Genomic DNA, 20,964 nt, shown 5'->3' with positions numbered 1-20,964 from the left:
GCGGGAAACGACTTAATCCCCTCCGTCCCCTTTTTTCAGCGGTGGGCCAGCCACTCGGCCTGGGCCGGCAGCTGTGGGGCCGGGCAGGCGCTCTTCGGGTGGTGTTCGTCGCGCGCCATCCAGTCATCGACCACGCCGGCCAGCAGGTCCAGCCGCAGCGGCAGGGTGATGTGGTCCTCGCCGCGCATCTCGATGTAGTGCGCGCGCGGGTTGGCCTGGGCCAGTTCGCGGCCCTGGCTGACCGGAATGTGCTGGTCGCCCTGGCCGTGCAGCAGCAGCACGCAGGCGCGGGTATCGGCCAGCGCGCGCGCTACATCCACGCGGTCCAGATCGACGTCGATACGGCGGCTGGCGGCGGCGATCACCTGGTTGATGTCCTGGCCGCCGTAGCGCCAGCGCGCGTACGACGCCATCGCCTGCGCCTTCAGGCCTTCCGGCTGCAGTCCCATCAGGTGTGGAATCATCGTGCGGATCGCCACACCGGCATTGGCGAACGATTCCATCGCCACCACCCCTTCCACCTGGTCGCCGAGCTTGTCGGCGGTGAATACCGCTGTGGCGGCGCCATAGGACACGCCGAACAGGTACAGCGGGCCGGTTACTTCACCACGCGCGCGCAGCTCGCCGATCACATCCACCACATCGTCGGATTCATAGGTGCCATAGCCCGACGGCCCGGTACCGGACTGTCCATGGTTGCGCAGGTCAAGCGTGACCACGCGGTAGCCGGATTCGGCCAACTGCAACGACCACGGCAGCATCGAATCACCGTTCATCATCCAGCCGTGCAGCAGCACCACGGTACCGCGCGGTGCCTGCGCGCGGAACGGCTGCGGTACTGCCAGGCTCAGGCCGGTATCCAGCGGCAGGCCGTTCTCGTGGCGCTGCGGCAGGTAGTGGTAACGCGCGCCGTAATCGCCAGGATCGAACACACGCCAGAAGATCGGCACGCCATCGCGGCCCGGCGCGAAGCCGTGGCGATTGGGCAGTTCGGCAATGGCCGCGGCAATGCGCGGACGATCGAGCAGGGTCGATACGCCACCCGGCGCGATCAGCCGATCGGCAAGCGAGGTGGACGAGGCATTGATCGAGGACGAGCATGCAGCCAGCCACAGGCCGGCGCACGCCAGCAACAACAGCAGCAGGCGCTTCATGGGCAATCGGGGAAAAGGTGCGACAGCGGGGCAGATTAGCGACGCGCGCGTGGGCCATCTATCGCGCATGGATGACGGCTTGATGACAACGCAGGAACGATTCAGCTTGGTGTACAAGCTGTATCTGTTCAGTCATTGATCCGGATCAATGAACGCGCGCGCGGGATTGCCCACAGTGCCGCCATGCGCACCTCGTTCAAGCTCGCCATTGCCCTGGCCGCCACGCTGGCCGCCGCCTACGGCGTCGCCCGCACCACGCCCTACTGGTTCGCACCGCGACAGGCCGCGCAGGTCGACATCCACGATCCGGCATTGATCGCGCAGGGACAATACCTGTCGCGCGCGGCCGACTGCGCGGCCTGCCACACCGCGCCCGGCGGCAAGCCGTTCGCCGGTGGCCTCGGCATGCAGACGCCGATGGGCACGATCTACTCGACCAACATCACGCCCGATCCGGACACCGGCATTGGCGCCTACGACTACGCCGACTTCGAGCGTGCGGTACGTCGCGGCATCCGCCACGATGGGCAGCCGTTGTATCCGGCCATGCCGTACGCCTCGTACGTGATCGCCAGCGACGCCGAGATCAAGGCGCTGTACGCCTACTTCATGGGCTCGGTGCAACCGGTGAAGCAGGACAACGCCGACAGCACGATCCCGTGGCCGGCCAACATGCGCTGGCCACTGGCCTGGTGGCAGCTGCTGTTCGCACGCCCGCGCACGTTCAACCCGGATCCGTCGCTGGATGCCAGCCAGCAGCGCGGCGCCGAACTGGTGGAAGGCCTGGCCCACTGCGGCGCCTGCCACACGCCACGCGGGTTGGCGTTCCAGGAAAAGGCGATGGCCGATGATGGCAGCCGCCAGTTCCTGTCCGGCTCGGTGCTGGAAGGCTGGTATGCGAAGAACCTGCGCAATGAATCGACCGGCCTGGCCAGCTGGAGCGAGGGCGAGATCGTCGACTTCCTGCGTACCGGCCGCACCGATCGATCGGCGGCGTTCGGCGGCATGGCCGACGTGGTCGAGCACAGCACGCAGTACCTGTCCGACGCCGACCTGCTGGCGATGGCCCGCTACCTGAAGCAGCTGCCCGCCCGCGAAGGACGCAGCGCACAGTGGTCGCCCGGTACCGACACCACCACCGCCGCACTGCGCAGCGGCGACTACCGCGTGGCAGGTTCGCTGGCCTATGCCGAGCACTGCCAGGCCTGCCACCGCGCCGACGGGCGCGGCATGCCGCGCGTCTATCCTGCCCTGGCCGGCAACTCGATCGTGTTCGCCGATGACCCCAGCTCGCTGGTGCAGGTGACCCTGATCGGAGGCCGCACGCCGCATACCCCGCATGACCGCATGGCCTTCACCATGCCCGGCTTCGAGCAGCTGCCGAATGCGCAGCTGGCACAGATCCTGACCTTCATCCGCAGCAGCTGGGGCAACCAGGCCAGTGCCGTGAGCGAGGTCGACGTGGCGCGCATGCGCCGGGTGGTGCGCGACAAGCCGGTGCACTACGTTCCGCAGGAGGCCGCACGATGAAACGTTCGCGCAAACGCTTCCGCCTGCTGATCGGCAGTGCGATCACCCTCGTGATGCTGGCCGGGGCCGGCACCCTCGCTTACCGTCATCTGTTCCCGGACCTGGATGCCGCCGTGGCCAGCACGATCGATATCCTCGATGCGCAGGGCAAGGTGGTCGGGCACTACCATGCGCCCAGCGCCGAAGAAATCACCGGGCTCGGCAATGCCGAATCGGTGATGCTCGGCCGCCGTATCCTCAACGAGACCGCACGGCTGCTGCCGGACAATGTCGGCAACGATCTGAACTGCAACTCGTGCCACATGGCCGAGGGCAAGCGGCCTTTCGGCAATCACTACTTCAATACCGGCGGCGGCGCCTATCCGCGCTACATGCCGCGCCCGGGCAAGGTGATCGGGCTGACCGAGCGCATCAACGGCTGCCTGCAGCGTTCGATGAACGGCAAGCCGCTGCCGAAGGACTCGCCGCAGATGCGCGCGATGCTCGATTACATGGCGTGGTTGAGCAGTCCTGTGCCAGAAGGTGCAAAGGTGGCCGCCCCCAGTGAGGGACCGATCGACAGCACGCTGACCCCGGACCCGATCCGCGGCCAGGCGCTGTACGCCGTGCAGTGCGCCGCCTGCCATGGCGACAACGGCGAAGGACGGCGCGACGCCAGCGGTGACATCGCCTTCCCGCCGCTATGGGGCGACCACAGCTTCAACATCGGCGCCGGCATGGCGCGCCTGTACAAGGCCGCCGGCTTCGTCAAGCACAACATGCCACCGGCGGTGACCCGCGAGCCCCCGCTTGGGCAGCAGATGATGCCCGACCAGGATGCGGTGGACATCGCCAGCTACTTCATCAACCAGCCGCGCCCGGACTTCGCCAACAAGGCCAAGGACTGGCCACGCGACCCGAAACCCAAGGACGCGCGGTACTGACAGGCAGGCGGCCGGGGGCGTCGGCCGTCACACAACACGGTTCCTGCATCTCTACGTCATGTCGATGTCATTGGTGCTGTCGACACTCGGGGGCTTCTCTCCCCCCAAGGTCCGGTATCGATGCGAACGATTGCGCGCTTTCCCCGTGTTTCGCTGCTTGCCCTGCTGATCGCCCCCACCCTGGACGCCCTCGCAGAAGCACCGCAGGGCGATACGGGCGAAGCGCGCAGCAGCGATGCGCGTACCCTCGACCAGGTACAGGTGATCGGCCAGGCCACCAGCTATGCGAAGACTTCGGTGCGTGCGGAAACGCTGAACCGGCAGACCGTGATGAGCAGCGTCAACGACGCGCTCAACGAGGTACCTGGCGTGGTGGTCAGCGAAGCCGATGCCACCGGCTCGTCGGTGTGGGGTACGCAGATCAGCATGCGCGGGTTCGTCACCAACCGCGACACCCAGCAGATCGGCACCACCATCGACGGCCTGCCCAACGGCGGCTCCGGCTACGGCGGCGGCTCGCTGGCCAACCGCTACATCGACACCCTCGACCTGGAGACGGTGGAAGTCAGCCAAGGCACCGCTGACATCTCCTCGCGCTCGAACGAAGCACTGGGCGGCACGCTCAACTTCCTCACCAGCGATCCGCTGCAGGACAGCCGCCTGCGCTTCGTGGTCGGCGCCGGTGACAACGATGCGCGCAAGTACTACGTGCGCTACGACACCGGCCTGCTCGGCGGCCACACCCGCGCGTGGATCAGCGCCTCCTCGTCGAAGGTGCACGACTGGATCGACGGCACCGGCCACGCCAGCAACGACCACATCGCCGGCAAGTTCATCACCGAACTGGATCGCTGGACCCTGACCGGCTACCTGTCCTACAACGATGCCGACGAGCCGGAATACACCAGCGTCTCACCGAAGGGCTTTGCTACCAATCCGGATCGCGACAACCTGGTCGGCACCCTCACCGGCATTCCGTATCTGGACCAGAACTACCGTTCCGGCTCGCGTGCGCTGCGCGAGAACACCTTTGGTTACCTGCGTGCGGCCTTCGACGGCGGCAACGGGTTCAAGGCCTCGGTGGCCGCCTACGGGCACCGCATGCAAGGTCGTGGCGACTGGCTTCCACCTTACCTGGCACAGGTCAGCGATGAGGGTGCGGGCCGCCCCGAATCGGAATATCTCGGTGGCAAGACCGTGTACGGCGGCAGCAACCGCGGCCAGATCTTCTTCGTCAATCCCGATGGCAGCGCCGCGCAGCGCCTGGCCAGCTGCACCCCGCGCCTGGGCTTCACCGCCGAGTACGATCCGAACTGCTACGCGGGCAACGTGCTGGGCGCGCAGTCCTACCGCCACACCCACTACGACAACGACCGCATGGGCGTGACCGCCGACGTCGAATGGCGGCAGACCTTCGGTGCGATCGACAACACCATCCGTGGCGGCCTGTGGGTGGAGAAGCTGGACCGTTCGGCACGCCGTGACTGGCACCGCCTGCTCAATGTCGGCCAGGACATCGCCTTCGACCATCAGCCGTACTGGGTGCAGTTCGAGGACAAGTACAAGGTTGACGAGCAGATGTACTACGTCGAGGACGTGGCCCGCTTCGGGCCGTTCAGTGCCCGCCTGGGCGTGAAGCAGTTCTTCGTCGACCAATCGCGCCGCCGCGTGATCGGTGCCAGCGAGCACGTGAAATCCGATTCCAGGTCCGATCCGCTGCTGTCCACCGGCTTCACCTGGGCACCGGGCGTGGAAGGCATGGAGCTGTTCGCCGGCTTCTCGCAGAATTTCGCCGCCATTCCTTCAGGCGTACTTGGCGAAACCGACCCGCAGCGCTTCCGCAATGTCGAACCGGAGACCGCCGACAACATCGAAGTGGGCATGCGCATCAGCCGCTGGCCGCTGACCGCCTCGGTGACCCTGTACAACATCAAGTTCGACAACCGCATCGTCTACCTGCCGGCGGGCTTCGTCAGCGGCATCGACTACCTGGGCGAGACCGACGGCGTCTACGAGAACTTCGGTGGCGTGGAAAGCAACGGCCTGGAAGCGGCGTTCGGCTATGGTTGGGACAATGGCTGGCGGATCAACGCGGCCTACACCTACAACCGCTCCAAATACCTGGGCAGTGGCAATGCCGCACGCGATACGCAGCTCGGCATCGTCGACGGTGCCAAGGTGATCGGCCAGCCGGAGAACACCCTGGTGCTGTCGGCCGACTGGCAGGGCGCCAACTGGAACTTCGGCCTCTCCGGACGGTACCTGGGCACGCGCTACCTTGATGCCGCCAACGTCAACAAGCTGCCCTCGGCCACCGTGTTCAATGCCAACATCGGTTTCGACCTGCAGGGCCTGTCGCCGCGCCTGAAGGGCATGGGTGCCAACCTGGTGGTGAGCAACCTCACCGATAAGCGGTATCTTGCGGGGGTGGACGGCCGCGACAACGCCTTCATCGGCGCCCCGCGCACCGTCGGCATCTCCTTCCGCGTGGACCTGTGAGTGAGCCCGTGACCGATATCGGCCGACGCCGGTTGTTGCAGGCCGGCGTTGCCGCCGGCCTTGCCCCGCTGCTGCCCAGCATCGCCCGGGCCGCAGCGATCGCCCCCGCCGCGCAGACGCGCAGCCTCGAAGACCTGCAGCACATCGTGGTGTTCATGCAGGAGAACCGTTCGTTCGACCACTACTTCGGCACGCTGCCGGGCGTACGTGGTTTCGGTGACCGCTTCGTGGCCCCGGCCGCCTCGCTGCAGGCCGGCGGCCGCGCGCGCAGCCTGTGGCTGCAGCCCGATGCCAGTGGCACGCGGGCGATCGCACCGTTCCCGCTGGATACCGCCGCGCACTTCGGCTACATGCGGGTGGAAGGCACGCCGCACACCTGGGCAGACGCCCAGCGTGCCTGGGACCACGGCCGCATGGGGCACTGGCCGAAGGCCAAGCAGAACCACTCCATGGGCTACTTCCAGCGCAGCGACATGCCGTTCCAGTTCGCGCTGGCCGATGCGTTCACGATCTGCGACGCCTACCACTGCGCGATGCAGGCCGGCACCAATCCGAACCGGGTGTTCCTGTGGACCGGCCACAACGATGCACGGGCCCGCGCCGGCGGCCCGGTGATCGCCAACTCGCATGACAACTTCCCCGAACACGGCGGGCATCCGGCGTCCTACCGCTGGACCAGCTATGTCGAGCGCCTGCAGAAGGCCGGCGTGTCCTGGCAGATCTACCAGGACATGGCGGACAACTTCACCGACAACCCGCTGGCCGGCTTCGAGGCGTTCCGTCGGGCGTACAGTGCTGCACCCGGGCATGACCCGCAACTGCGCGCACGCGGGGTCAGCACACGTGGCCTGCCACAGCTACGCCAGGACGTACTGGCCGGGCGCCTGCCGCAGGTCAGCTTCATCATCGCCGACGCGGCCGGCAGCGAGCACCCCGGACCCTCCAGTCCGGCGCAGGGCGCGGCCTATACCGCGCGCGTGCTGGATGCGCTGACTGCCGATCCGGAAGTCTGGAGCCGCACCGCCCTGCTGCTGATGTTCGATGAGAACGACGGCTTCTTCGACCACATGCCGCCACCGGCACCGCCTTCGCCGGTGGATGGCGGCTGGGCGGGTGCGTCCTCGGTCAGTACCGAGGGCGAATACCACCGCCATCCCGCACCGGGCGACGAGAAGTACGATGCCGCCGAACTGCGCGGCCGCCCGTATGGACTGGGCCCGCGCGTGCCGCTGTATGTGATCTCGCCGTGGAGTCGGGGTGGCTGGGTCGACTCGCAGGTCTACGACCACACCTCGGTCATTCGACTGATCGAACGCCGCTTCGGTGTGGCGGCACCGGACATCTCGCCGTGGCGCCGCGCGGTCTGCGGTGACCTGACGGGTGCCTTCGACTTCGCCCAGCGCGATACCCGCCCGTTCGTACGCGGCCTGCCCGACGTGAGCGCGGTGGCCGCACGCGCCGCTGCGTTGCCAGGGCGAACCGTGCCGGCGCTGCCGGAGGGGCTGAAACCAGCGAAGCAGGAAGTCGGCGTACGCCCTGCACGCGCCCTGCCCTATCGGCCGCAGGCATCGATGGCTGCGGTCGACGCCTCGGGCGTGGATCTGGCGCTGGCCTGCGAAGGTGCGGCGGCGGTGCTGCATGTCTACGACCGGCTGCGGCTGGATGCGGTGCCACGCCGCTACACGCTGCTGCCGGGCATGGCGCTGCGCGAGCGCTGGCCGCTCGATGCCCAGGACCGCTATGACCTGTGGCTGCTGGGCCCGAACGGCTTCCACCGCCACTTCCAGGGGGCGGCCAAGGATCCTGCGCTGCAGGCTTCAATTGATCGCACGGATGGCCAACTGCGGCTGCGGCTGCGCAACCTGGGTGACGGCGCGCAGCAGGTGCGTGTGCAGCCTGGTGCCTATGCCGGGCACATGCCCGATCAGGCGCTGGTACTACCCGCACACGCAGAAACCGCGTTGGCGTGGGACGCAACGCCCACGGCGGGCTGGTATGACCTGCAGATCGGCGCGGGCGAGAGCATGCTGCGCCTGGCCGGTCGCGCCGAGGATGGGCGCCCCGGCACGAGTGACCCGGCGATGGGCAGCGAACCACTGCGGTTCGAGCAGGATTGAAGGATCTCTGTAGAGCGGTAGATTCAGGCCTCCTGCAGCCCCGGCCGGCCGTGCTCCACCGCATAGCGCTTCCAGCTCTGCACCGCGCCATTCGGCTGCATCACGGTATCCAGCGTCTTCATGTCGCCGATCCACGCATCGCGGGTGACATCGCACAGCACGTAGCCACGCTTGTCGGTGGTCGCCTTCAGATAGGGGCTGTGCGCAAGCTGGTTCCTGGCATACGCGTCCACACCCTGGCCATCGGCGCCGGAGGTGATCGACGTGGCGAGGAACTCGCTGGAGACCACGCCCGAGTCACGGTGGTCCTGCACCAGATCGCTGGCATAGTGGCGATGCGCGTCGCCGCAGGCGGTCACCACGTTGCCGAAGCCCACCTTCTGGATGTGGTCGAGCAAGCGCCGGCGGCTGTCCAGATAGCCCGACCACTGGTCGTCGGACGACTGCACCACCCCGTCCTTCTCGCGCATGTAGTTGCCCAGCGCCACCTGGTGGGCGATGGTGTGCCAGCGCGGTGCGGCATCGGCCAGGCCGTCGAACAGCCAGCGCTCCTGCTTCGCCCCCACAATGCTGCGCTCCGGCGATTCCACCTCCTCACGAAGCGCCATGTTCACCTGCTTGCTGCGGTACTGGCGGGTGTCGAGCAGGTGCAGGTCCATCAGCGTGCCGTAGCGTGCACGTCGGTACATCTGCATGTGGCCATCGCGCGGGAATGCCGAACGGCGCAGTGGCATGTTCTCGTAGTAGGCCTGGAACGCCTGTGCGCGGCGCAGCAGGAATACTTCGCTGGGCGTGTCATCCTGGTCTTCGGCGCCGGCCCAGTTGTTGTCCACTTCATGGTCGTCAAAGGTGACGAACCACGGTGCCGCCGCATGCGCGGCCTGCAGGTCGGCATCGCTCTTGTACTGGGCGTAGCGGCGCCGGTAATCATCCAGCGTGTAGATCTGCGGGCCGACGTGGTTGCGCAGGTTGGTGAACGGCTGGCCGTTCATCTTCCGCAGGCCCGGCTGGCTTTCGCCTTCGTAGATGTAATCACCATAGTGGAAGACGAAATCGAGCGGTTCCTCGGCAATGCGCCGCCACGCGGTGTAGTGGCCTTCTTCGTAGTGCTGGCAACCGGCCACTGCAAAGCGCACGCGATCCACCGCGGCCGTGGCTGCGGGCAGCGTACGGGTGCAACCAACCGCACTGGCGTGGCCACCGACACTGAAGCGGTACCAGTACGGCCGTCCGGGCGCCAACCCGTCCAGCTCCACGTGCACGGCGTGGCCGAGTTCGGGATGCGCCATCGCCGCCCCCTGGCGTACCACCCTGCGCATGCCTTCGTCTGCGGCCAGTTGCCACTCGACCAGCATCGGCCGGGTCGGCATGCCGCCGCCGAACACCAGCGGTTCGGTCGCCAGGCGCGTCCACAGCACCATGCCATCGGCCGAGGGATCACCCGAGGCCACGCCCAGGGTGAAGGGTGTGCTGGCAAAGCGCGGCTTGGCCAGCAGGTTGCGCGGGTTCAGCGCGGTGGCATCGCCCTGCGCGGCCAGCGCGTGTGCCGTGCCCATCCAGGCACCGGCAGCGGACAGGCCGGCCAGGGCCAGGAATCGCCTGCGATTGATCGTCTCCACGGCTGTGCCCTCAGTTGTAGATGATGTGGAAGTAGAAGAAGCGGCCGTAGTCGTCGATCTCGGTACGGAAGCGCCCGTTCGGGCCGGTGCTGTAGGTCGGCTGGGTGTTGAACAGGTTCTTGGCCTCGTACTTCAGCGTCACGTGCTTGCTGACCTTGTGGCTGAAGCCCATGTTGAAGGTCATGTACGGGTCGTAGTACGAATCCAGCCACTGGGTGTCGCCGAAGTCGACCAGCATCCGGCTGCGGTAGGTGCCGGACAGGCGCAGTTGCGCGCTCTTCCACGGCATGCGCCAGATCACCGAACCGTTGAGCGACCAGTCCGGCTGGTACAGCAGCCGGTCCAGGCGGCGCTCGGTGCCATCACTGATGCGGTAGTTGGTCTGGCCTTCCAGCCGCGTGGCGTTGAAGTACATGTCGAAGCGCTGGCGGCCCCACTGCAGGTTGCGGTTGGCCACCGCGAACTCGACACCGCGCAGCTTGGACTCATCGGTGTTCATCGGCTGGGTCACCCGGTAGCGGGTATCACCCACGTCCTCGAAGGTGGTCAGGGTGTAGATGTCGTCCTTGATTACCTTGTCGAACAGTGCCACCGAGACCAGGCCGTTGTTGCCGTTGAAATACAGGTCCCACGCCAGGTCGATGTTGGTGGAACGGCGCGGCTGCAGGTCGGCATTGCCCTGCTTGATGCTGCAGAAGCCCCTGCCCTCCTCGTCATCGCCACAGCTGGTGCTGGTGGCCTGGGCGATGTTGCTCGGCGTCGGCCGGCCCAGCGTGCGGCTGGCGGAGAAGCGCAGGCGCTGGTCCTCGGTGAGCTTGAACGTCGCATTCAACGAGGGCAGCAGGTTGTTGTAGCCACCACTCGTATTGCGGAAGGCGGAGGTATAGGTAGTGCCGCCATCATCGCTGAACGGACTGTAGGCATCGAAGCGGGTGTGGTCGTAGCGCAGGCCGCCGATCAGCAGCAGCCGATCCCAGGCGTAGTGCGCGGACACATAGGCATTGGTGATGTCCTCCACGTACTTGTAGTCGCTGGTGAAGTTGGCATTCGGATAGGCCTTGTTGTTGTTGCCCAGCGTCGGCGCCAGCTCCTCGTTCCACTTGCGGTTGTCGATCAGCGGGAAGCCCGGCACGCTGCCCAGCAGCGTCGAACCCGGGTACAGGTAATCGTTCAGTGTCGCGCTGCTCTTGTAGTAGTCGAAGTCGATGTCCTGCCAGATCTTCAGGTGGCGGTACTCGGCGCCGGCGGCCAGGCCGAAACCTCTCGCATCGGCGTCGATGTTGTAGCTGAAGTCGGCGCGCAGGTTGTCGATGCTCTCCTTGGCATCGCGCGGGGAGACGTAGGCCTGCGCCGGATTGAGCTTGAATGCGGAACTGGTCAGCAGGCTGGAATCGGAAACGGCCACCGCGCTGGGGAATCCGTGGCTGTCGTTCTCGTAGTCGACGAACAGGTTGCTTGGATAGGCGCGCACGCCCCAGTAGACCTGGCTGTTGTGGAAGGTCTCTTCGGTATGGCCACCGCGCAGGGTCAGCCGCGAACGGTCACCCATGTCCCAGTTGAAGCTGGCGATGGCGCCACGGTTGCTGCGGTCCCAGCGGTCGTGGCGGTTCTTGATGTAGATGCTGTTGATCTGGGTGGTGCCGCTGTCTTCGGTCTGGTTGCGGACCGGAAACTTGGCGTTGCCGTACAGATCCGTCTTGTTCATCGTCGAGTTCTCGTAGAACCGGTACGAATACAGCAGCAACGATGCGTAGAACGGATCATCCGAGGGCTTCCACTCAAGCTTGGCGGAGCCACCGAAGTTGGTGATGAAGTTGGTATAGGTGCCAGTGCTGAAGTTGCCAGGCGCACGCAGCCCGTTCCAGCCCTTGGCCTGGTCCGGACCCGTGGTACCGTCGGTAAGGTATTTGCCAGCGTCGTTGTAGTAGTAGTTCGACTCCACCCAGCGCTTGACGCTGTTGCGCGAACGCTGCTCGTAGCGTGCCACCGCAACGATGCCGAACTCCTGGTCGACACCAAACTGGTTGGAGAACACCATCTTGGCGCTCTTGCCGAAGTGACCCAGGGTCTCGTGGTTGCCGCCTGCGCTGCGCTCGACGTTGGTCTCGGCGGTGGAGTAGATGCCTGCCACATCGGCAAACACGTACTTGCCTGACCGGTCGAAGGCACTGCGGCTGATGATGTCGATCACGCCGCCGATCGCATCCGGTGCCTGCTCGGCACTGAAGCTCTTGTAGATGTCGGTACGGGTGCCGATGTCGCTGGGAATCAGCTGCAGGTTGTTCATGCGCTCGCCGGAGCCACTGCCCCCCACGCTGGCAATCGCGATGCCATCGATGGTGGTGTAGTTGAGGTTGGCCTGCACGCCGCGCACGGTCACGTAACGTGGCTCGCCGGCATCCTCCACCGCACTCAGCCCTGGAGCGGCCATCAGGCTCTCGGCCAGGGTCTCGTCGCCGTAGCTGTCCATCTCGTCATACACCACCGAATCCTTGATCACCGGCGACGACTTCTTCTGGTCGATGACCTCATGTGCGGCAATCACCTTCACCGTGTCCAGGGTCGGCGCCACCATTGCCTCGGCCTCGCGCGGCTTCGGCGCGGCCGGCTTCGGTTGGTTGCGAGCTGGCGCCGGATCGATGGCGATGACATTGCCATCCACCACGGTGTACCCCAGGCCGGTACCGGCCAGCAGCGCGTCCAGCGCCTGCCTGACGGTGGCACCGCGCGGCACCGCACCGGCCATGCGGGCATCACCGCCGGCCGAGTACAGGAACTGCCCCCCGGAACCGCGCGACAGCTGCTCCAGCGCACGCGCCAACGGCTGCGCCGCGATCGGCGTGGATACACGCGCCTCCAGGCCATCGGCACCGGCGGCGAAGGCCAGCGGCACGCTGCAGGGGGACAGGGCGAGGATGATCGACAGGTAGAGCGTGTTGCGCATCACGGGTCCTTGGAAGAGAGAAGGCAGCAGGCGCCGCTGCGCGGATCGGCAGCGGCTTCTCCCAAGTAAGAGCCGGCATCCACCGAAGTGGAGAACGCGGATTCGATGAATTTTTTCTGACAGTCCACGACCGCACGGGCCTCAGCGGCTGCCAACCCGCACGGTGTCGCCTTCGCGCCTCACCACGAAGCGCGGGTCGCGTTCGAGGAAGGCCTGCAGCGCACCGATGCGATGCGCATCGAGGCTGCCGGACAACCGTGCCGATGCCGCACCTTCGTCCAGCACGCGTACCTGCACCTGGTTGTGCCGGTTGAAGGCAGCGGCCACCTCGTCAAGCCGCTCGTCGAGGAAGGACACTTTGCGCTGCTGCCAGTCCAGCAGCATCGACAATGGCAGGTCCAATGACTCGACCACATGGCTGCGCGCGTCGACCTGCACCACCCGGCCTTCGCGCAGTTGCGCAAGACGCCGGGGGTCCACACCCTGGCTCCATACCTCCACCTCGCCGGAGACCACGCCGATGCGCGTGCTCTGCAGCCGTCGCGATACATCGAACACCGTGCCGATGTCGCGGATCTCCAGGCCGTTCACCGCCACCTCGAACGGACGGCGGTCGCGGGCGATGTCGAACGTTGCCTCACCCTGCAGCAGCTCCACCTTGCGGCTGAACCAGCCCATGCGTACCCGCAGGCGGCTGTCCGCGTTGAGCCGCACCTGGGTCTGGTCGGGCAGCACCAGGTCGCGAAGTTCACCCTGTCCGGCACTGTAAAGCTGCTCGGTGGGCATCACCTGCGGAACCAGGCCCACGCCGAGCAGGGTGATACAGGCTGCGGCCGCCGCCACCCACCAGCGCGCACGACCGCGACGCGGCACAGCGCGCGGCGGCGCGTGCACGCTACCGAACAGCGGCACCACCTTGGCGGCGACCTGCCGCGGTGGAACCGCCGCGTCGTCAGGCAACGGCGATTGCAGCGCCTCGCCCACCTGCCGGTGCAAGGCAAGGGCGTGCATGTAGGCGCGCACGTGCTCCGGCGAGCGCTTCATCCAGTCCAGGAACGCGAGGCGCCCGGCCTCATCCAGCGCCCCCTCGCGATTGCGCAGGAACCAGTCCATGGCCTCGCAGGCGATCGTGTCGTCGGCCACGGGCGATGAGGTCCGGTTCATGTGAGCTCCCTGGCGCCCAGCGCCTTCCTGCAGGCCTCCAGCCCCTTGCCGATGTGCTTGCGCACCATGTGCACCGACACCTGCAGCTGCTGGCTGATTCGCGGGCAGTCCAGCCCGTCGCGGTAGTGCAGTTCCATCACCCGCCGCGTGGTCGCCGGCAGTCGTGCGATGGTGCTGCGGATATCGTTCCAGCGCTGCGCACGCTCGAATTCACCTTCGATGTCTTCTTCGCTTTTCAGCACTTCGGCCAGCAGGTCGACGTCTTCCAGCGGCGGCAGCGACGACCGCGCGCGCGCATGCTCGCGCGCCAGGTTGGCCGCCACGGTGAACAGGTAGGCTTCCGGGTTCTCGACCGCATCGGCATCCTCGCCGGTGCTGCGCAGCAGGCGCAGGTAGACCTCCTGCGCCAGGTCTTCGGCATCCTCGCTGGCCGAACCGCGACGCAGGAAGAAGCCACGCAGCAGCCGGCGCCGCAGCGCGTAGCTCTTCTCCCAGATCCTCACGCTGTTCACGGCCGGCCAACCACCCCGAGGCTGGAAAGCCACGCAGGGTGACCGCCATCGATGACAGTGGCGTTTCAACGACCGGCAGGCAGCCGCTAGAATGCGGCCCCTGCAATGTCCCGGCAGCCCGCACAAGGAGTGCTCCCATCAACGCACGCACCGCCATCAACACCCTCAGCAGCCTGTTGTTCCTGCTGCTGGTCGTCCACACCACCGCCTACCAGCAGCAGATGTGGCCGCCCAGCCGGGTCATCCATGTGCATCCGGTGATCGTCGTCCTCGCCTATGCGCTGGGTGCGCTCACGCTGCTGTTGTGGATCGGCGGTCGTCGTGCGCCGGAACCTGCCCAGCGCCTGGCGCGCTGGTTGCCCATCGTCGCCTGGTGCCTGCTGGGCATCGGCGTGGCGATCATCCCGGTGTTCCTGCCGGGGTTGTCCCCGGCCTGATCAGCGGCCGCGCCCAGCGTATCGGCCCATGATACGGCGCGCGGCACCAACCCTTGCTTGCCAGAGACCCAAGCCCCGCCCGCCTACCGAAGCGTGGGGGGCAGGCCTACGCTTGTCTTCTCGGTGGCCGCCACGGTCGCCCTTCGCGTCACGGCGCCCGCCGTTGCGACCCCGCTCCAGTGCCGTGCGCCCTGCCGGTGTTGTCGCCCAGGCAGACGTCCGACCGGCGCCCTCTGGAGACAGCCATGAACCAAGCCCTCATTCCCTTCGATACCGATCCACTGGAAACCCAGGAGTGGCGTGAATCGCTGGAGGCGGTGATGCAGGCCGGCGGCCGGCCGCGCGCGCACTACCTGATCGACCAGCTGAGCGATCTGGACGCCCGGCAGCACGGCGACCTGCATACCCGTGCCTGGACCGCCTACGTCAACACCATCCCGCCCGAGCGCCAGCCGGCCTACCCGGGTGACCTGGCCATCGAGCGCCGCCTGAACGCGATGATCCGCTGGAACGCGATGGTGATGGTGCTGCGTGCCGGCAAGCATTCCAACGTCGGCGGCCACATCGCCACCTACCAGTCGGCGGCAGTGCTGTACGACGTGGGCTTCGATCATTTCTTCCGTGGCCGTACTGACACCTTCGACGGCGACATGATCTACATCCAGGGCCACTCCGCGCCGGGGATCTACGGCCGCGCGTACGTGGAAGGCCGCATCGATCCGGCACGGATGGACAACTTCCGCCGCGAAGCCGGCCGCGAAGGCCTGTCCTCGTATCCGCACCCGCGCCTGATGCCGGAGTTCTGGCAGTTCCCCACCGTGTCGATGGGGCTGGGCCCGCTGACCGCCGCCTACCAGGCGCGCTACATGCGCTACCTGGAATACCGCGGCCTGAAAGAACACCAGGGCCGCAAGGTCTGGGCCTTCCTCGGCGACGGCGAGATGGACCAGCCCGAATCGCTGGCGGCAATTTCCCTGGCCGGCCGCGAGCGGCTGGACAACATCGTGTTCGTGGTCAACTGCAACCTGCAGCGCCTGGACGGGCCGGTACGCGGCAACGCCAAGGTCATCCAGGAACTGGAAGGCACCTTCCGCGCGGCCGGCTGGAACGTGATCAAGCTGATCTGGGGCAATGGCTGGGACGACCTGCTGGCCCGCGACCACAGCGGCCTGCTGCGCCAGCGCATGATGGAATGCGTGGACGGCGACTACCAGACCTTCAAGTCGCAGAGCGGCGCCTACGTGCGCGAGCATTTCTTCGGCCGCTACCCCGAGCTGCTGGAGCTGGTCGCGCACATGAGCGACGACGACATCTGGGCGCTGGCACGTGGTGGCCACGATCCGCAGAAGGTGTACGCCGCCTACCAGCAGGCGGTGAACACCAGCGGCCGGCCGACGGTGATCCTGGCCAAGACGGTCAAGGGTTTCGGCATGGGCGAAGCCGGCGAAGGCCAGAACATCAACCACCAGCTGAAGAAGATGAGCGCCGATGCGGTGCGCGCCTTCCGCGACCGCTTCAACCTGCCGGTCAGCGACGACCAGCTGGAGGAGATGCCCTATCTGCGCCCGGAACCGGACAGCGCCGAAGCAGCCTACTTCGCCGAGCGCCGCCGCATCCAGGGTGGGCAGCTGCCGGCGCGCCTGGCCAAGGTCGATCCGCTGCCGCTGCCGCCGCTGTCGATCTTCAACACCCAGCTGCAGGGCAGCGGCGATCGCGGCCAATCCACCACCATGGGCTTCGTGCGCATCCTCACCAGCCTGCTGAAGGACCCGGAACTGGGCAAGCTGGTGATTCCGATCGTGCCCGATGAATCGCGCACCTTCGGCATGGAAGGCCTGTTCCGCCAGATCGGCATCCACTCCTACCTGGGTCAGCTGTACACCCCGCAGGACGCCGGCCAGCTGAGCTATTACAAGGAAGCCAAGGACGGCCAGATCCTGCAGGAAGGCATCAATGAATCCGGTGCGATCTGTTCGTGGATCGCCGCCGGTACCGCCTACAGCAACCACGGCCTGGCCACGATCCCGTTCTACATCTTCTATTCGATGTTCGGCCTGCAGCGCGTCGGAGACCTGGCCTGGGCCGCTGCCGATGCGCGTACCCGCGGCTTCCTGCTCGGTGCCACGTCGGGCCGCACCACGCTGATGGGCGAAGGCCTGCAGCACGATGACGGCCACAGCCACGTGCTGTCGTCGGTGATTCCCAGCTGCGTGTCCTACGACCCGACCTACAACTACGAGCTGGCGGTGATCATCCATGACGGCCTGCGCCGCATGTATGTCGACCAGGAAGACATCTACTACTACATCACCGTACTCAACGAGAACTACCCGCAGCCGGCACTGCCCGAAGGCGCCGAGGCCGGCATCCTGAAGGGCCTCTACCTGCTGCACCCGGCGGCCGCCGACAGCGACTCGCAGCCACGCGTGCAGCTGATGGGCAGCGGTTCGATCCTGCGCGAAGTGGAAGCCGCGGCAGAACTGCTGCAGCAGGACTTCGGCATCGCCAGCGATGTGTGGAGCGCGACCAGCCTGACCGAACTGCGCCGCGACGGCCTGGCCGCCGAACGCTGGAACCTGCTGCACCCGGCTGAGGAACCGCGCGTACCCTACGTGCAGGAGTGCCTGCAGGGCCATGACGGCCCGGTGGTGGTGGCCACCGACTACATGAAGATCGTCGGCGACCAGATCCGTCCCTTCATCAACGACCGCCGCTTCATCGCACTCGGTACCGATGGCTTCGGCCGTTCCGACACGCGTGAGTCGCTGCGCACGTTCTTCGAAGTGGATCGCCACTTCATCGTGCTGGCCGCCCTGAAGTCGCTGGCCGACGAAGGCCGCATCGAGCGCTCGCGGATGCAGGAGGCCATCGACAAGTACGGCATCGACACCGGCAAGCGCGACCCGGCCTCGGTGTAAGGCTGCCGGTGCCATGCCCGCGGATTCCCTCCCCGTGGGCATGGTGCAGGCGGCGCCGCTACGGTATCCGCTTGAACAGGTTGGTCTGCAGGATCGGCGTGCCGTCGTGGCCGTAGAACGCCTTGGTCTCGGTCATCGTCGTACGGTCCGCCGCCACGGTATAGATGCGGGTGGAGGCCGGCGTGCCATGGTCCACCAGCTGCATCACCAGGGTATTCGGCGCCGGCAGTTTCAGGTTGGCCTTGTCCGCGCCGTAGGTGCCGGACAAGGGCCCGGGCGTACCGTCCAGCGCCAACGTGCCGTCGGATTTCATCGTCTTGCCGTCGTGCAGGACGATGTCGACGTGTGAACTCCACCGCCCCGCACCGGCGTCCTTGAACTCCAGCACCACCTGCTTCGGGCGCTGTGCTTCGGGTAACGCAGACGTGGCGATATCCAGCGACCAGCGCCCCAGCAGCGGTGAGGGCGAAGCTTCCACCGCCAGCGCCGGAACGGCGGAGAGCGAAAGCGCAGACAACAACACAGCGGACAACAGCTTCATACGGGGCTCCGTTTGAATGAGGAAGCTCTGCGTGGGGCGTTGCGGGGCAGTGCCCAGATCGTGCCGGTCGCCAGCAGCACGCGCAAGGCGGTGCGCTGAACGAGGGAGACTCCGTCCCATCCCGAGAGGCCAAAGCACCCTGCCCCATTGAATCGAGGCGGTTTCCGCTCTTGTTGACCTGAATAGTTACGTTATAACATTTCACGTCAATTTCACGGACCGTGCCATGCGTCGCCATCTCCTTGCTACCGCCCTTCTGTTCGCCGTCCACAGCGCCCAGGCCGCGGACGAACCCACCCTCCCCACCCTCCAGGTCCAGGCCAGCCAGCCCTCCCGTATCGACAGCCGGGTCACCGTCGACAACCCACAGGCGCAGAACCGCACCCTGGGCGGCCTGCTCGAACACGTCTCCGGCGTGCAGAACAGTGCTTTCGGGCCGAACGCGGGTGCCCCGGTCATCCGCAGCCTCAGTGGCAACCGCGTGCAGATCCTGCAGGACGGCCAGTCCATCCTCGGGATGAACGCGATCAGCGGCGACATCAACATCCCGTTCGATCCGCTGTTCGTACGCAGCGTCACCGTCAACAAGTCTTCCGACACCGTGCGCTACGGCGGCAATGCGATCGGCGGCAGCGTGGAGATCGATTCGGGCCTGATCTCGCGCCGCATGGAAGACAAGGACCAGTCGATGGAACTGGTCCTGCGCAAGGGCTTCAACGCCGCCGACGCGCAGGGCTTCCGCATGAACTTCAACAACCAGCGCAATATCTCAACCAACCTGCAGGTTTCGCGCCAGCGCATCTCGCACTACGATATTCCCGGCAACAGCAAGGCCGGCGTCTGCAACAGCGGGCTGTTCCCGGCCTCCGGTGGTGTCAACTCGGCCCTCGCCGACAGCTGCCAGAAGGAAGCGCGCGTCCAGCAGATCTACAACAAGGCGTCGCAGCCCTACATCGACCAGTTCATGACCGAGAACCCGGACTGGGCCGACGGTGATTTCTCGTTCTACACCAACAACCCGACTTCGGTCTGGCAGCGCCGCACCTACATCAATCCGGTCAACCCGGCCTACGTACCCGGCACGCCTTCGTACGTGCAGAAGCAGATCAACAACGATGTGACTCCCGACTATCACCACACGCTGGGCAACAGCTACGCGCGCAACTCGCAGGTGGCGTTCGGTTCCACGCTGTTCTTCGATCGCGGCTATGTGGGTATCAGCATCGATGCCAAGGACAGCGAGTACGGCGTGCCGGGGTTCTCGATGCAGAACCTGTCGTTCGGTTCCAACTATGCCAACGGGCTGCCGGTGGGGGTGGTGATCAAGCAGGAACGCTATGCACTGGAAGCCCTGCTGCGCGATCCGCTGCCGTGGTTCGAGCGTGCCGAACTGCGCGTTTCCAAGCTGGACAACACCTCGGGCGAGCGGCTGGGTGCCACCCGCGCCAACGACTACGATTTCGAGAGCACCCAGGCCGAGCTGCTGCTCAGCCATCAGCGCGTCGGTCCGCTCAGCGGCATGCTGGGCTTCAGCCACCAGTCGCGTGATGTCACCGGCAGTGGCTCGCTGCGCTACCTGCCTGACGTCGACACCCGCAGCAACGCGGTGTTCCTGAAGGAGACGCTGGACTTCGGCTGGGCCAGTTTCGACGCTGGCATGCGCCACGAGCGGGTTGACCATGACCTGCAACCAAGCCGCTTCAAGACCGCGCGCAATGCCGCCAACGCGAAACTGCAGGACCGCGACTACCGGCTCAACAGCTACAGCCTGGGATCGTATGTCGAGCTCGGTCCGTTGTTCGCCGCCAAGGTGCGCTACTCGTCCTCGCAGCGCGCACCGGAGATCAACGAGCTGTATGCGAGCAATGCTCACTATTCGGTGATGACCCAGGAAGAAGGCAACCAGAACCTCGAGCCGGAACGCGCGAAGAACCTGGAACTGACCGGCCTGTTCCACCTTGGTGGTTTCGAACTGTCGGCCACCGCGTACCGGATGAAGTACGAGAACTATCTGTACCTGGGTTACTCGGGCATGCAGACCGCCAACCGCCTGCCGCTGAAGTACTGGAAGCAGACCGACACCACGGTGAAGGGCTTCGAGATCGATGCCTCGCAGGCATTGGACCTGGGCCGCTACGGCACGTTGAACGTGTCCGCCTTCGCCGACGTGGTGAAGAACAAGGCCGATCACCCGGATTCGTTGCGTGCCCACAATGACGGCGAGTACCTGCCGAACATGCCGACCAACCGCTACGGCGCCACCCTGCAGTGGCAGCGCGAGGGCTGGAAGGCGCGGCTGTCCAGCACCTACTACGACACGCAGAAGTACCTCGGCCGCAACGTGAGCGAGGAAGTGCCGCTGGATGCGTTCAACCTGGTCGACCTGCAGGTCAGCCGTGAGCTGCCGGTACGCAACAGCTACATCGCCGGCATGGAGGTGTTCGTCAACGGCAGCAACCTGCTCAATCAAGAAGCACGGCCGCACAACTCGCCGCTGAAGTACATCGCGCCGCTGCCCGGGCGCGGTTTCCAGGTGGGCGTGACGGTGAAGCTCTGAGGATCGAACGCGTCGGTAGGCGCCTGCGGGCAAATGGCCTGCAGGCGTT

The 20,964-nt window shown here is 66.2% G+C and carries 13 protein-coding genes; 7 read left to right on the top strand and 6 right to left on the bottom strand.

The annotated features are described in order from the left end of the window. Positions 1-35: 35 nt before the first annotated feature. A complete protein-coding gene (locus H4O10_RS05480; protein WP_005409039.1) occupies positions 36-1,154 on the bottom strand; it encodes an alpha/beta fold hydrolase in 1,119 nt (372 codons plus the stop codon). Positions 1,155-1,337: 183 nt separating this feature from the next. On the opposite strand from H4O10_RS05480, the gene H4O10_RS05475 reads away from it, so the two are divergent. From H4O10_RS05475 to H4O10_RS05460, 4 genes are all read left to right on the top strand, one after another. Next, a complete protein-coding gene (locus tag H4O10_RS05475; protein WP_012479748.1) occupies positions 1,338-2,684 on the top strand; it encodes a cytochrome c in 1,347 nt (448 codons plus the stop codon). After that, a complete protein-coding gene (locus H4O10_RS05470) occupies positions 2,681-3,607 on the top strand; it encodes a c-type cytochrome (RefSeq protein ID WP_049397316.1) in 927 nt (308 codons plus the stop codon). The genes H4O10_RS05475 and H4O10_RS05470 overlap by 4 nt, the downstream gene beginning before the upstream one ends. A gap of 120 nt (positions 3,608-3,727) precedes the next feature. Beyond that, the gene (locus tag H4O10_RS05465; protein WP_012479746.1) at positions 3,728-6,106 is read left to right on the top strand and encodes a TonB-dependent receptor; all 2,379 of its coding nucleotides are present in this window, start codon (positions 3,728-3,730) and stop codon (positions 6,104-6,106) included. 8 nt (positions 6,107-6,114) lie between these two features. Beyond that, the gene (locus H4O10_RS05460; protein WP_044569819.1) at positions 6,115-8,223 is read left to right on the top strand and encodes a phospholipase C, phosphocholine-specific; all 2,109 of its coding nucleotides are present in this window, start codon (positions 6,115-6,117) and stop codon (positions 8,221-8,223) included. A gap of 23 nt (positions 8,224-8,246) precedes the next feature. Here the strand turns inward: H4O10_RS05460 and H4O10_RS05455 are convergent, their stop codons facing one another. From H4O10_RS05455 to H4O10_RS05440, 4 genes are all read right to left on the bottom strand, one after another. Beyond that, entirely contained in the window at positions 8,247-9,842 is a 1,596-nt protein-coding gene (locus H4O10_RS05455) for an alkaline phosphatase D family protein (RefSeq protein ID WP_012479744.1), read from the bottom strand. A gap of 10 nt (positions 9,843-9,852) precedes the next feature. Further along, positions 9,853-12,786 (bottom strand): TonB-dependent receptor, encoded by a 2,934-nt coding sequence (locus H4O10_RS05450; RefSeq protein WP_049418559.1) that lies wholly within the window; start codon positions 12,784-12,786, stop codon positions 9,853-9,855. 141 nt (positions 12,787-12,927) lie between these two features. Continuing rightward, a complete protein-coding gene (locus H4O10_RS05445; RefSeq protein WP_049397323.1) occupies positions 12,928-13,950 on the bottom strand; it encodes a FecR domain-containing protein in 1,023 nt (340 codons plus the stop codon). Beyond that, the gene (locus tag H4O10_RS05440; RefSeq protein WP_005412945.1) at positions 13,947-14,462 is read right to left on the bottom strand and encodes a sigma-70 family RNA polymerase sigma factor; all 516 of its coding nucleotides are present in this window, start codon (positions 14,460-14,462) and stop codon (positions 13,947-13,949) included. The genes H4O10_RS05445 and H4O10_RS05440 overlap by 4 nt, the downstream gene beginning before the upstream one ends. Before the next feature lie 38 nt (positions 14,463-14,500). On the opposite strand from H4O10_RS05440, the gene H4O10_RS05435 reads away from it, so the two are divergent. Both H4O10_RS05435 and aceE read left to right on the top strand, forming a co-directional pair. After that, on the top strand, positions 14,501-14,899 hold the full coding sequence (locus H4O10_RS05435) for a hypothetical protein (protein ID WP_049397324.1): 399 nt from the start codon (positions 14,501-14,503) through the stop codon (positions 14,897-14,899). 245 nt (positions 14,900-15,144) lie between these two features. Next, positions 15,145-17,817, top strand: coding sequence for a pyruvate dehydrogenase (acetyl-transferring), homodimeric type (aceE, locus tag H4O10_RS05430; protein ID WP_049397326.1), 2,673 nt, complete (start codon positions 15,145-15,147; stop codon positions 17,815-17,817). A 58-nt stretch (positions 17,818-17,875) separates the two neighbouring features. Here the strand turns inward: aceE and H4O10_RS05425 are convergent, their stop codons facing one another. Next, entirely contained in the window at positions 17,876-18,358 is a 483-nt protein-coding gene (locus H4O10_RS05425) for a hypothetical protein (RefSeq protein WP_033834139.1), read from the bottom strand. Positions 18,359-18,584: 226 nt separating this feature from the next. Between H4O10_RS05425 and H4O10_RS05420 the strand changes: the two genes are divergently transcribed. Beyond that, positions 18,585-20,915 (top strand): TonB-dependent receptor, encoded by a 2,331-nt coding sequence (locus H4O10_RS05420; RefSeq protein ID WP_049397330.1) that lies wholly within the window; start codon positions 18,585-18,587, stop codon positions 20,913-20,915. Positions 20,916-20,964: the final 49 nt, after the last annotated feature.

Origin of the sequence: Stenotrophomonas sp. I18B00994 (genome assembly GCF_014145825.1) — a bacterium.
In the GTDB taxonomy this organism is placed as follows: Bacteria; Pseudomonadota; Gammaproteobacteria; order Xanthomonadales; family Xanthomonadaceae; genus Stenotrophomonas; species Stenotrophomonas maltophilia.
This window is presented reverse-complemented; position numbering and strand designations above follow the sequence as displayed.

Coding starts and splice junctions, on each gene's coding strand:
- H4O10_RS05480 (WP_005409039.1), bottom strand. CDS start 1,154: ATGAAGCGCCTGCTGCTGTTGTTGCTGGCGTGCGCCGGCCTGTGGCTG.
- H4O10_RS05475 (WP_012479748.1), top strand. CDS start 1,338: ATGCGCACCTCGTTCAAGCTCGCCATTGCCCTGGCCGCCACGCTGGCC.
- H4O10_RS05470 (WP_049397316.1), top strand. CDS start 2,681: ATGAAACGTTCGCGCAAACGCTTCCGCCTGCTGATCGGCAGTGCGATC.
- H4O10_RS05465 (WP_012479746.1), top strand. CDS start 3,728: ATGCGAACGATTGCGCGCTTTCCCCGTGTTTCGCTGCTTGCCCTGCTG.
- H4O10_RS05450 (WP_049418559.1), bottom strand. CDS start 12,786: ATGCGCAACACGCTCTACCTGTCGATCATCCTCGCCCTGTCCCCCTGC.
- H4O10_RS05445 (WP_049397323.1), bottom strand. CDS start 13,950: ATGAACCGGACCTCATCGCCCGTGGCCGACGACACGATCGCCTGCGAG.
- aceE (WP_049397326.1), top strand. CDS start 15,145: ATGAACCAAGCCCTCATTCCCTTCGATACCGATCCACTGGAAACCCAG.
- H4O10_RS05425 (WP_033834139.1), bottom strand. CDS start 18,358: ATGAAGCTGTTGTCCGCTGTGTTGTTGTCTGCGCTTTCGCTCTCCGCC.
- H4O10_RS05420 (WP_049397330.1), top strand. CDS start 18,585: ATGCGTCGCCATCTCCTTGCTACCGCCCTTCTGTTCGCCGTCCACAGC.